Genomic DNA, 12,317 nt, shown 5'->3' with positions numbered 1-12,317 from the left:
CATTGGCGAATTCATTAATCAGATGTTTTTCAACTCTTCTGGTGCATGACCAAGATTTGATCTAGCCAAGCTTGCGCTAGTTCAACTGAACTGAAACCTAGAGTTGGCTCACGGGCAAAGGCTTTCAATACGTTTTTCATCCCACTTTCGTAGCGGAGTAATAAGCTATCTAGGCGCGTAGCCGATACAGCCCCCTGTGTCTTCCACAAATAATGATAAAAACTCAGGTGTAATAATTGCTCATGGCTCATCCAAAATTGCGGCTGCATACTCGAAGCACTCGGCGGCTCAAGCCGCACCGCTTCATTCGTCGCCGACACCGCTAACTCTGGATAAAACTCTGTTTGCTGAGGATCAGTCGCTATCCGAAACCCCAGCCGATCAGGAAAATAATGATAATGCGGGTAAGCTGGAATCAAATAGGGACGTAAAGTGCTAATACCCATCATATTGGCTTGGATTAAAGCCTCGGCTTCTGTTTGGACTTGGGTGTAATTCGTTTCTAACAACTGCCAAGTAGCGGGCTTTTCCACTTGCTCAAACGCTTGCAAGCGTCCATAAGCGAGTATCTTTTGACCCAAACTACGTAAACGTGCTTGCTGATCGGTAAAATGCTCAGCCGCTTTTAAACGCACATGATAATGCAGTTGCCCTAAATCCACTCCAAAACGTAAGCGATTGTCTGGATCAAAATCTAAAAAGCGCATCATCAAACTAGGAAAACGGTCTTCTCGACTGCGCGTAAACAGCACTGAACTCGCATCTTCTTGCTCTGTGTCGTTTCCTAACTCCGCCTCAAAGCGAAAGCGTGCCTGATCGCTAGGGCTTAGCGTTTCAAATAACGCCACAGGGCAACGCGCTAACTCCGCTAAGCTGTCCAAAGTCAGTGCTGCTAATGAATCGGTTGACTGTAAGCGTTGCAAAGGTAAACGCACTCGATACACGGCCAAGATTTCACGAATAATCTTGCGCTGCTCCACGCTCCAAGCCGCTTGCAATTTAGCAGGTGCTAGCTCCCAAAAAGCCTTAGCTAATTCAGCACTCTGGCTTTTTTCTAAAAACAGCGAGCAAAACAATACCTGCCCAAACGCATACAGCACTTGTGATTGTGGTAAGTCGGTCTGTGTAGTTGCATTTAAGGGATCACTGCATAAGGCGAATGGAAATCGCTGATAGGATTTGGGCTTACCCTTCTGATCACAACGCATGAAGACTTGCATTGTGGCGGTGCTCTGCCCAAACCGCGCTTTAACCACATGAAAACTCGCATCATAAACCCGACTCAATAAAAAATAGAGCCGTCGATGCACGAGACGCGGAATTTTATATTCACCATCCGTGGGATGGACAAAGGCATTACGTAATTCATTGACTAACGAAAATAACCAAATTAAACGCTCTTCATAATAACGCGGTAAAGGCGTGGCTTGGTCTTTATTTCGCTGATTATTTTTTCCTTTGGCGGGATCCATCAATACGCCCAAAAAACCAAAGCGCTCATGCAAATAGCGAATAATACGTGCTTGATCTTCCGGTGTAGCCTTACTTAAACCTAACTCTTTGATGGCACTGACAATCTGATCATCATTGTCTAAAACTTGCTTACCCAATTTTTGGCGCACATCATTTAAACAAGACCAGATATTCAGACGTGCATCATTATAATAAGCAGCGAGTACATAAGCGGGTAAATAGCCCATGATTAAGCCCTATTGAAAAAACACTCAGGCTCGTATTTTTATCACAGCTTAAAAACTATTGCCCGAAAAATACCCAAGGTATTAAGCTAAACCACCCATTGATAATGCTCTTGAATCCAAACTTGTGCCGCTGCTAAATTCGGCAATACCGCCACGGCTTTAGAAAAATCATGGCGCACCGATTGCGCATTCGGAATTGCAATACAAGGAATAGCCGCACTCACGGCAGCCGCTACCCCATGCTCAGTATCTTCAATTGCAATACATTCTGCGGCCGCTAAACCTAAGCGTCGCAAAGCCAGTAAATAGCAATCCGGTGCTGGTTTACTCTGTGCCACATCATCAAACGAGACGATAGTCGCAAAATATGCCGCTAATTGATGATAGCGCACCGTCGCATTCACAATTTGCGCGCCTGCCCCCGTAACAATGGCTTGCTGAATAGTGGGCTGCTGCTGAAAATAATCGAGAATATCTTGTGCACCCGCCATTAAAGGAAAGGCATTATTTTCCAAATAGGCATGGGCGATTGCTAATTTCTTAGCAACTAACTCATTCACAGAAGCTACTAACTGAAAGCGCTGAATTAAATCAATCGCATTATCGACAGTCGGCATACCGGAATAAATCTGCATGTATTGCTCGGCTGAAATACTCACTCCATATGGTTTAAGCACTTCCAGCCACATTTGATAATGCACACCTTCAGAATCCACCAAAGTGCCATCATGATCAAATAACACCGCTTTAAGCACCATGAATTTTCTCAGCTTCCGTCCAGTGGCTATAAGGGTATTTGAGCAAGCTAACATTGTAATAACGCTCAATCCCCGATACATCCTGTCCTGCCCAAGCAGGCTTTTGAAAGGCTTCGTCCACGGTGTCTAATTCAACTTCAGCTACGATCAAACCTGCATTTTCACCTGCAAACTCATCCACTTCCCAAGTTTTACCTGCAAATTCTACAAAATGGCGAGTTTTCTCAATGATTGGGCGCGCACAGAGTTGATCCAATAACTCAGCCGCATCTTGTAAGGGAATACTGTATTCGTATTCGGGACGATGCGTGCCAATCGTCATACCTTTGATATTCAAGGTAGCCTTATCATCCGCAATTCGCACTCGCACCGAAGCAGCTGGGTTATTGCTCAGATAGCCTTGGCGAAAGACCTCAGAACGATTGACTAAACTACGCCACTCGTCGGAAACAAGAAGAAATTTATGCTCGATTTCGAGAGCCATTAGTAGCACTCCTGCAAATAAAACCGCAGTCTAGCAGATCATTTAAGCATCTGCCTTAAGCTCATTGGCTTAGTTCAGAAAACCGCTTACTTAACATCAAAGATACACTTTATCACCTATATCTGTGCTGTTTTAATTATTAAGATAATCTTACAGAAAAGTTTATTACTGGTGTGTTGATTAAGCTCTTTTAAATTACCTACCACTCCTATTATTGATGGACTAAAACATGACAGCTCTAATAACTACAATAACTTCTAATGAAATAGCCGGTGAGATTAGCAATAAGTCTTTATCAACATTCATTGAAACAGAAAGTATTTCCAAAGATGGTATGTCAGGTGAGCAAAAAATCTGGAACGCCTGCAAAACTGCCTTTAGTGGTAGGGAGTGCCTCGGTTTCTGGCGTTACCCCATTTTTTCTAAGCTTGGCGAAAAACGTAAAGAGCCTGATATTTTACTCATTGACCGTGAGCTAGGCATCCTAGTCATTGAAGTGAAAAGCCTAAGAATAGATCAAATTCAGTCGATTGATGGACATCAGTGGACTTACAACAATTTTTATGAAAAAACTGGTAGCCCGTATGCACAAGCAGAAGACTATTTATTTGCCCTACTAGGCAGAACTGATAGGGAGCAAAAACTACGTCGCCAAGTACGAGGACGTGCCTTGATTGCTTTACCCAATATTACAGAATCTGACTGGAAAACTAAGGGTTTTGATCATCTTATATCATGCCCACCTATATTATTTTCTAATCAACTCGGCTTAGTAGCCTTGCTTAGAAATTTTGAAAATACACCACCTGTCCAAATTGGCAGCAATCTTAGCAGTTATGAATGGCCTCTATTATTATCAGTGATAGGTGGCTCGCAAGCCATGCGAAAACCTCCAGTTGAGATTCAGTCCGATAATATTAATGCAGGCAATATTCGCATTGACCTTCTTAACAAAATACGCCAAGGCATTTATTCACTTGACATACAGCAATTAAGTATAGCTATGGAAATTCCTCCAGGAGTACAACGAATCCGTGGTGTTGCTGGTTCAGGCAAAACAATATTACTCTGCCAAAAAGCAGTGCATATGCATTTAAAACATCCTGATTGGGATGTTGCCTTAGTCTTTTTTACTCGATCACTTTATGAGCAAATGGAAAGCACTATTGATCAGTGGTTACGGCATTTTACTAATGGAGATCTTGGCTATAATGACCGAGTTCGTTCAAAATTAAAAATTTTTCACGCATGGGGTGCAAAAAATCGTGCTGGAATCTATCGCTATATTTGTGAAAAACATGGTATTCAGCCATTGACTGTCCAAAATACACTTTACAAACTTCCAAATGAAGGACTTGCTGATGTTTGTTGCCAACTACTAAAGAGTGGTAAACATCTTACACCGTTATTTGATGCTGTGCTGATTGATGAAGGGCAAGATTTAATCATTGATAATGATCAACTAAAATATGAAGGGAAACAACCTATTTACTGGTTAATTTATCAATCACTAAGAAAATGTGACTCTAATGATGATAAGCAGCGCCGCTTAATATGGGCTTATGATGAAGCCCAAAGTTTGGATACCTTAAAAGCACCTAAAGCCAAAGATTTTTTTGGTGATAGCTCTATGCTAATAGGTAGCTACAAAGGTGGTATTAAAAAAAGCCATATTATGAGGCGCTGCTTCCGCACGCCTAAATCAGTTTTAATGCTCGCTCAAGGTTTAAGTATGGGAGTTATGAGACAGAATGGAATGCTTTATGGGATAACAAAAAAAGAGGATTGGGAAGATATTGGTTATGAGGTCGCGGGCGATTTTAGAAAAAAAGATACTGACATTGCTCTAAGAAGACCAGATAAAAACTCCCCTAATCCTATTCATCGTCTTTATGGAAAAGATTGTATTCAATTTAAGCACTACCCTTCTCGTCAAGAAGAACTCAGGCACTTAGCGGAAAATATAAAATATAATTTAGGAGTCGAAAATATCCCACCAGAACGTGGAATTTTAGTGGTTATTCTTGGAGATAGCTATGAAGCTATAAAGCTTGAAGAATATGTTGCCTGTTTTCTGATATCATCGGGAATTGATATTTTTGTAGCCAGCAGCACTCGCTTGAATCAACCAAACCCTAAATATCCAGATAATGATCCAGATGCTTTTTGGCATAAGGGTGGTGTCACTATCTCAAGAGTTGTGCGTGCAAAAGGTAATGAAGCTGATATTGTGTATGTTGTCGGCATGGATATGGTTGCTGAAAAAGAAAGCGAAACACTCATGAGAAATCAACTACTGGTCGCCGTCACTCGATCTCGTGGTTGGGTCATGATGAGTGGGGTCGAACATGAAAATTGCTATCCCTTCTATGATGAAGTGAACGAAGCGCTTAAAAGTGCCAATAAGGGAGAATTTCGCTTCAAGTATAAAAAAGATAGAGCGATTAGTGATACGGAAGTAGATGCTGCTGATACCATACAAGAAACAGCAATAGTTTAAGGATCAAGGAAGACTCAGTTCACCTGATTAAAACAATACACCTAATCAGACTAGCTTTGAAAAAGAAGGCCAGAATCGAAATCCAGCCTTCTTTTAAAAAAACTACCACTTTATGCTTAATAGCGCACTAAAGCCGAACCCCAAGTAAAGCCACCACCAAACGCTTCCAGCAACAGCATATCACCACGCTGAATTCGCCCATCACGTATTGCTGCATCCAATGCTAAAGGAATAGAAGCTGAAGAGGTATTACCATGCTCGCCGACCGTCACCACCACACGCTCCATCGGCATATTCAGCTTTTTTGCAGTCGCTTGAATAATGCGGATATTCGCTTGATGGGGTACGAGCCAATCAATATCAGCCTTAGTCAGTTGATTGGCCTCAAGGGTTTCATCCACAATCCGGCCTAAAGTATTGACTGCCATTTTGAAGACTTCATTGCCTTTCATTTGTAAGAAAGCACCCGTTTCGCGGAGTAGGTGATGATTACGCGAGATGCCTGCAGACACATTGAGCAGATGCTCATATTTGCCATCGGAATGTAAATGGGTGGAGAGAATACCAGGTTCATCGGAAGCCTCTAGGACAAGAGCACCTGCACCATCACCAAATAGGACACAAGTGGTGCGGTCATTCCAGTCGAGAATGCGCGTCATTACTTCGCTACCGACCACTAAAGCACATTTGCTAGTGCCTGCCTTCATGAAATTATGCGCCACGCCTAGTGCATAAATAAAGCCCGAACAGGCTGCATTCACATCAAAAGCTGCACCTGTCGAAATCCCTAAGCGCCCTTGCAATAAACAAGCTGTACTTGGAAAAACCAAATCAGGGGTGGAAGTACCCATCACAATCAGATCAATATCTTCAGGACGCTTACCGGCCATTTCTAAAGCGCGTTGCGCCGCCACTTCAGCTAAATCGCAAGCTGTCTCAGTCTCCGCAACATGTCGTTGGCGTATACCAGTACGTTCAACAATCCACTCATCATTAGTATCAACGGTTGACTCCAACTCACGGTTAGTGACTACCCTTGGCGGTAAATAGCTACCGGTACCAATAATGCGTGCATAACTCATACTGTTTGTCCTTCTAGCAAGGCCGCGATTTGCTTATTAATCCGCTGCGGCACTTGCTTAATAATTTCTGTGCGAGCAATGCTAATGGCATTGGCAAACGCTAAACTGTCTGCCCCACCATGACTTTTCACAGCAATACCCTGCAAACCTAATAAACTGGCCCCATTATAACGTCGTGGGTCAATTTCTTGTCGAAAATTATTCAATACAGGCATGGAGATTAAGCCAGCCATTTTACTCAGCCAATTTCGGGTGAAACTGCCTTTGAGCTTGGAAGAAATAAGCTTAGCTAAACCTTCACTGGTTTTTAGCGCTACATTTCCTACGAAACCATCGCAGACAATCACGTCCACTTCGCCCAAATAAATATCATCACCTTCTACATAGCCAATGTAGTTCAAGGATGAATCTTCTAATAAAGAATTCGCTGCCTTAACTTGCTCATTGCCTTTAATAGCTTCTTGACCGATATTTAGCAATCCCACTCGTGGGCTAGGGATTTCATCAATCGCTTTACTCAACTCTGAACCCATTAAGGCAAATTGGTAGAGGTGCTCAGCCGAGGAATCAACATTCGCGCCTAAATCCAGCATATGTGTATGCCCATTTAAGGAAGGCATCACCGTACAAATGGCAGGGCGATCAATGCCGGGGAGCATTTTTAAGACAAAGCGCGCGGTAGCCATCAAGGCTCCGGTATTACCCGCACTCACCACCGCATCCGCCTGTTCTTCTTTTACTAGATTAATCGCAATCCGCATAGAGGAATCTTTTTTGCTTTTTAAGGCTAAGGCGGGCAAATCGTCCATCGTCACCACTTGAGATGCATGTTTAACCTGTAACCGATCTCCTTCCGTGAGAGCATGCGAACCTAAACTCGCACGGATCTGTTGCTCATCGCCCACTAAAATCAGAGCAATATCTTCGTGATTTGCTAATGCTTTTTTGGCAGCAGGAATCACGACACTAAGCCCGTGATCGCCACCCATCGCGTCTAAAGCAATGCGGTACCAAGTACCCATGCTGCTCTCTCCTACAAAAAAATCGCGGGTCAAAGCCCGCGATTTTTATTCAACAACCTTCTGATCAGGCCAAGCCTTCATCATCACGCTTGATCTTGCTCTTCGTCGTCTACTTCAACAGCAGTTTTAATGATTTGACGACCACGATAAAAACCACCAGCAGTCATATGATGACGCAGATGAGTTTCACCTGAAGTTTGGTCTACTGAAGTGGTACGAGCGGTCAATGCATCATGTGCACGACGCATGTCACGCTTAGCACGTGATTTACGAGTTTGTTGGACTGCCATAGCAATTTTACTCCGATTTCTTCCAGTCTTTTAAAGCAGCAAAAGGATTTGCTTTTTCTTCTGCAGCCGAATCTTCCAAGTCAGCGGGCGAGCCTTCAAATAGCGGCTTTACCGGTTGACAATGCTCATGCCGAGGTACTACGGGCAAGGCTAAAAGAATTTCATCTTCTATAAAATCCCGCACGAAAATACGCTCGTCGTCGACGATATACAGCTCGTAACCCTCTTCTTCAGGCTCACGATCTACTTGGGATGTGGTCAACACAACATTGATTTGCGTATCAACCTTCACTCCTACAGGTTCTAAACAACGCTGGCAGCTTAAAACTAGCTCGCCTTTTACTGATCCTGTAATCAGCGGTAAACCGCTCGCAGAATGAGTAAAAATCATTTCCACTACAAATTCACTATCCGTTGATTCTGCTGCTAACTCACGTACACGTGGTAACTGCTGCAATGGCAAACCGCCCAATAAACTACGGCGCTGCTCAATCATACGGAAAGGATTAACTTCAATAGGTAACCTGTTCGACATAAGCGCGCGATTATATGAATCCTATGGCTATAGTGTAAAGAAAAATCACAGTTTATTCCTGCAAAAGCTATTTGAGAATGGCTACTTAGCGTAAGATGCGCGATCTTTTTAGATGCTTTAGTTTATATGAGGAGCTTTCATGCAAAAACCATTGGTTCTAGCCTCAACCTCAATTTATCGTCGTGAATTATTGCAGAGACTTCAGATTCCCTTTACTACAGCAGCTCCAGATATTGAGGAAACACGCCTCGACCAAGAAGAAGCTCACATGATGGTGGCACGCTTAGCACAACAAAAAGCTGAAGCTATTGCAGCCTATCACCCGACTGCTTTAATTATTGGCTCTGATCAATGTGCTGTTTTAGGTGAACAGATTCTAGGCAAACCTCACAGCCATGAGAATGCAACACAACAATTACAAGCATCATCAGGCAGAACTGTTAAGTTTCTAACTGGACTCTGCTTATACGATAGCCAAGAGCAGAGTTTCCAATTAGAAGTTATTGCCTATGCCGTTGAATTTCGCACCTTGCAAGCTGTAGAGATTGAAAATTATCTACAACGTGAACAGCCATATAATTGTGTGGGGAGCTTTAAATCTGAAGGGCTAGGGATTAGTTTATTTAAAAAAATGCGAGGAGATGACCCAACAGCCTTGATTGGCCTTCCCCTGATTGCTTTGTGTAGTATGCTAAGAGCAAAAGGCTACGAATTACCAACTGCAATTTAAATGGGTCTAAGTGCAGCAAATACAGGTGCTGTATCTGGACGAATACCCCGCCATAACTGAAAAGCTTCGGCAGCTTGTTCAATGAGCATACCTAGACCATCAAACACTTGCCCTGCTCGCTGCTCATAAGCCCAGCGCATAAACGGTGTCGGCTCCTTGGCATACATCATATCATAGCAGACAGCCCCTTCGACTATGCAAGAAGAGGGCAAGTCAGGCATTGCCCCTTGTAAACTCGCTGCAGTCCCGTTAATGACAAGATCAAATGAACCAGAAATCGAATCAAAACCGCCTCCGTTGATTTCACCAAATGACTTAAAATCCTGCACTAACTCACTGGCAGTCAATGCCGTTCGATTCGCTAACTGAACTAGCGCCGGTTGCGCTTCGAGTAAAGGTTGAATAATGCCACGCACGGCTCCACCGGCGCCCAAAACCAAAACCTTTTTGCCTTGAATAGTGACTCGCTTATTAACTAAGAGATCACGCATCATGCCTAAGCCGTCCGTGTTATGCCCATAAATACTTTGATCGGGGCACAACATTAAAGTATTTAACGCCCCAGCAATTTGCGCATAAGAACTGCGCTCATGCGCAATAGCCCAAGCATTTTGCTTAAATGGAATGGTGACATTACACCCACGTAGACCCTGTGCAAATAACTCACCCACTCTTGACTCAAACTCACCTAGTGGCACGAGTACTGCCTGATAGTCGAGGTACTGTTGCGTTTGCTCAGCAAATAAACGGTGAATCAAGGGGGACTTACTATGTGCAATAGGGTTCCCAATGACCGCATAGCGATCAGCTTTCAAAGGCATACACATTCCTTCTCATCAGTTAATCCATCGACAATACCACTTCGGTATTACTCTTAGATTTTAACTGAAAAGCACGGCTGCGTTCTTTATTGTTTAGCACCGCGACGGCTTTATAAGCGCCGGGGCGTAAGTTTAAAGTAGCCGTATGCCGCGCAATAGTCTCTACAGGATGCCGCATATCATCGATGCGATAAACTTTCCACAAGACGTTCGTGAAGGCCGGATTGTTCTGCAAAGTTGCCACTAACTTTACGATACCATCCTCCTCCAAAACTGCAGGATCAGCCGCTACAGATAGTGTTTGCCAAGTTAATACAGCACCCACCAGTAATGTTCTACAATACATGCCCTTTTTTTCGCCTCTCATAACTCACACTCCATGACAGGTCAACAGCGCTATTTTTTCTTATTGTCTTCCTAGTCTTATGCTTAAACAGAGTCCTTTCTGCTGGGGTTTAAGACTATTTTCTAACCAAGCTAACCATAATGATAGTCAAAACGCTGAATATTTAAGCGTTTTTTTCACATACGGTAGCCACCTTAGGCACACAGACTATCGGAAAAGCCTGTGGACTTCTTTTGATCCCCTTATACTTTAGGCAAAGATTGCCATTTTAACAGAGTAAATTCATAGCAATGCAAGCGCCAACGAATTACAATACCCTTAAACAACGACACTTATTATTTGGTAGCCGTGAATTTATCATCAAAGCCCCTGAGTCTTTGCTAGTTCGGGAGCGTTCTATCGGACGCTTACACGAAACACAGATCCCCCTCAGTGTCCTTGACCCCTCACCCACTTATTCAGCATCCTTCTCAATCAAGTGGTTATTTCATAGTTTATTCATTGGTGCCTTAGCAGGGTTTGTATTTTATTGGGCAGTTCTCAAAGACATGCTAGCTCTATATATTTTGGCTGGAATTTTAGCAGCCACCACACTCGTACTAGGCTATCGCTTCTTTTTATACACTACCCGTTTAGTAATTTTTCGGCATCTTCATACACGTGAAAATTTTTTATATATTTGGCAAAACCGTCCGCAGCGCAAAAAAGTTCAAGATTTTGTGCAAACCCTCAGCTTGTTGATCCAAGAACAACAACAAGCCAAACCACATTTACCTACTCTGTTAACTGCTAATACTCCAGCATCAACTACAAACCCATCGCCCGTTTTGCCAGTTGATATTTGAGTCGTGATAAGTGATTAACAGTAGTTAAGCCTTGATTCCTTAATAGTTGCCAAGGCGCAAGTGTATTCCCAAACAATAGACTAAAACCTTCCATCGCTTTTTGCGTCAAAAGATTGTCACCACGCCGGGCACGCTCATAGCGGCGTAATAACTTCAAAGAGCCATAATCAATACTTTCGTTAGCTACAATCAGCTCGGCTAAAGCCTGAGCATCTTTAAAACCTAAATTAACACCCTGCCCTGCTAGCGGATGAATGGTATGCGCCGCATCACCTAACAAAGCAACTCGTTCACAAACATAGCTTTGCACATGTAAACCCCGTAAGGGAAAGGCAGCACGCTCGCCAATGCTGATAATCTCACCTAAGCGAAAATCTAAAGCCTGACCCAGTTCACGTTGAAAGCGTACCTCATCCCACAGCAAAGCGGCATCCGCTTGATCAGCGGGTAAAGTCCAAACAATAGAGCAAGCATATGGATCGGGTAAGGGCAAAAAGGCCACTGGCCCAGTCGTTTGGAAACGCTGCCAAGCCGTTTCTAGATGGGGCAAAGCGGTATAAACCGTACAGACCACTGCTTTTTGTGCATAGTCTGACACCTCATAAGGTAACTCGGCTAAACTCCGCACCACTGACTGAGCACCATCCGCACCGACTAAAAGTTGAGCGCTTAAACAAGACCCATCGGTTAAGTGTACTTGAATCTGCTGTTGACTCAGTTCAAAACCACTTAAACGCGCTGGACACAAAACCTCGACACTAGGGTATCTTTTTAAAGTCGTTAATAAAGCTAATTGCAACACGCGATTCTCAACAATATGCCCTAAATCGGGTTCACCAATTTCTGCTGCTTCAAAGCGAATCATTCCAGAACCCGTCGCATCCCAGACCTGCATAGCTTCATAAGGGCTTGCACGCATTTTTAAGACGTTGTCCCAAGCACCCGCTTGCTCCAGTAGACGTTGTGAAGCACGGCTCAAAGCTGACACCCGATTATCGAAAGGATCATCCACGGAGAATGCTGGTGGAACCGCTGCTTCTAACACCGCGACTTGTTTCCCTACTTGACCCAGCAAACAAGCTAAAGCCGCACCGACCATGCCACCGCCCGCGATAATAATTTCGTAATCCATGTCTGATCTCTTCTAAGTCTTAGGAGCAATATAGCAGGATTAGGCGTGAAGATTAATTTTCTAAGGCTGACA

General features: G+C 43.6%; 13 protein-coding genes. 3 read left to right on the top strand and 10 right to left on the bottom strand.

The genetic code is table 11. The features are described 5' to 3' along the window. Positions 1-29: 29 nt before the first annotated feature. From cas13b to Q0307_RS08665, 3 genes are all read right to left on the bottom strand, one after another. Positions 30-1,700 (bottom strand): type VI-B CRISPR-associated RNA-guided ribonuclease Cas13b, encoded by a 1,671-nt coding sequence (gene cas13b / locus Q0307_RS08675; RefSeq protein WP_298659514.1) that lies wholly within the window; start codon positions 1,698-1,700, stop codon positions 30-32. Positions 1,701-1,786: 86 nt separating this feature from the next. After that, on the bottom strand, positions 1,787-2,458 hold the full coding sequence (locus Q0307_RS08670) for an HAD family phosphatase (RefSeq protein WP_298659511.1): 672 nt from the start codon (positions 2,456-2,458) through the stop codon (positions 1,787-1,789). Next, on the bottom strand, positions 2,448-2,942 hold the full coding sequence (locus Q0307_RS08665) for a CYTH domain-containing protein (protein WP_298659509.1): 495 nt from the start codon (positions 2,940-2,942) through the stop codon (positions 2,448-2,450). Before Q0307_RS08665 ends, Q0307_RS08670 begins: the two co-directional genes overlap by 11 nt. A gap of 229 nt (positions 2,943-3,171) precedes the next feature. On the opposite strand from Q0307_RS08665, the gene Q0307_RS08660 reads away from it, so the two are divergent. Then, on the top strand, positions 3,172-5,442 hold the full coding sequence (locus Q0307_RS08660; RefSeq protein ID WP_298659507.1) for a nuclease-related domain-containing DEAD/DEAH box helicase: 2,271 nt from the start codon (positions 3,172-3,174) through the stop codon (positions 5,440-5,442). A 116-nt stretch (positions 5,443-5,558) separates the two neighbouring features. On the opposite strand, the gene Q0307_RS08655 is transcribed toward Q0307_RS08660, so the two are convergent. From Q0307_RS08655 to Q0307_RS08640, 4 genes are all read right to left on the bottom strand, one after another. Next, entirely contained in the window at positions 5,559-6,524 is a 966-nt protein-coding gene (locus Q0307_RS08655; protein ID WP_298659505.1) for a beta-ketoacyl-ACP synthase III, read from the bottom strand. Continuing rightward, positions 6,521-7,546 carry a phosphate acyltransferase PlsX gene (gene plsX, locus Q0307_RS08650; protein WP_298659503.1) on the bottom strand — a complete coding sequence of 342 codons (1,026 nt, stop codon included), beginning with the start codon at positions 7,544-7,546 and terminating at the stop codon, positions 6,521-6,523. Before plsX ends, Q0307_RS08655 begins: the two co-directional genes overlap by 4 nt. An 83-nt stretch (positions 7,547-7,629) precedes the next feature. Continuing rightward, complete coding sequence (gene rpmF, locus Q0307_RS08645) at positions 7,630-7,836, bottom strand: 50S ribosomal protein L32 (RefSeq protein WP_298659501.1); 207 nt, start codon at positions 7,834-7,836, stop codon at positions 7,630-7,632. A gap of 7 nt (positions 7,837-7,843) precedes the next feature. After that, positions 7,844-8,371, bottom strand: a complete 528-nt coding sequence (locus Q0307_RS08640; protein WP_298659498.1) for a YceD family protein — start codon at positions 8,369-8,371, stop codon at positions 7,844-7,846. A gap of 139 nt (positions 8,372-8,510) precedes the next feature. On the opposite strand from Q0307_RS08640, the gene Q0307_RS08635 reads away from it, so the two are divergent. After that, positions 8,511-9,101 carry a Maf family nucleotide pyrophosphatase gene (locus tag Q0307_RS08635; RefSeq protein WP_298659496.1) on the top strand — a complete coding sequence of 197 codons (591 nt, stop codon included), beginning with the start codon at positions 8,511-8,513 and terminating at the stop codon, positions 9,099-9,101. Here the strand turns inward: Q0307_RS08635 and aroE are convergent. Both aroE and Q0307_RS08625 read right to left on the bottom strand, forming a co-directional pair. Next, the gene (gene aroE, locus Q0307_RS08630) at positions 9,098-9,922 is read right to left on the bottom strand and encodes a shikimate dehydrogenase (RefSeq protein ID WP_298659494.1); all 825 of its coding nucleotides are present in this window, start codon (positions 9,920-9,922) and stop codon (positions 9,098-9,100) included. The genes Q0307_RS08635 and aroE overlap by 4 nt on opposite strands. 19 nt (positions 9,923-9,941) lie before the next feature. Next, positions 9,942-10,268 carry a hypothetical protein gene (locus Q0307_RS08625; RefSeq protein ID WP_298659492.1) on the bottom strand — a complete coding sequence of 109 codons (327 nt, stop codon included), beginning with the start codon at positions 10,266-10,268 and terminating at the stop codon, positions 9,942-9,944. Positions 10,269-10,558: 290 nt separating this feature from the next. Here Q0307_RS08625 and Q0307_RS08620 point away from each other — a divergent pair, with 290 nt between their 5' ends. After that, a complete protein-coding gene (locus tag Q0307_RS08620; RefSeq protein WP_298659490.1) occupies positions 10,559-11,113 on the top strand; it encodes a hypothetical protein in 555 nt (184 codons plus the stop codon). On the opposite strand, the gene Q0307_RS08615 is transcribed toward Q0307_RS08620, so the two are convergent. Continuing rightward, positions 11,076-12,245 (bottom strand): UbiH/UbiF/VisC/COQ6 family ubiquinone biosynthesis hydroxylase, encoded by a 1,170-nt coding sequence (locus tag Q0307_RS08615; protein ID WP_298659488.1) that lies wholly within the window; start codon positions 12,243-12,245, stop codon positions 11,076-11,078. The two genes, Q0307_RS08620 and Q0307_RS08615, sit on opposite strands and share 38 nt — an antisense overlap. Positions 12,246-12,317: the final 72 nt, after the last annotated feature.

Source organism: uncultured Thiothrix sp. (genome assembly GCF_937873765.1).
Lineage (GTDB): Bacteria > Pseudomonadota > Gammaproteobacteria > Thiotrichales > Thiotrichaceae > Thiolinea.
The sequence above is the reverse complement of the archived record's forward strand: the minus strand, read 5'-3'. Positions and strand labels throughout refer to the sequence as shown.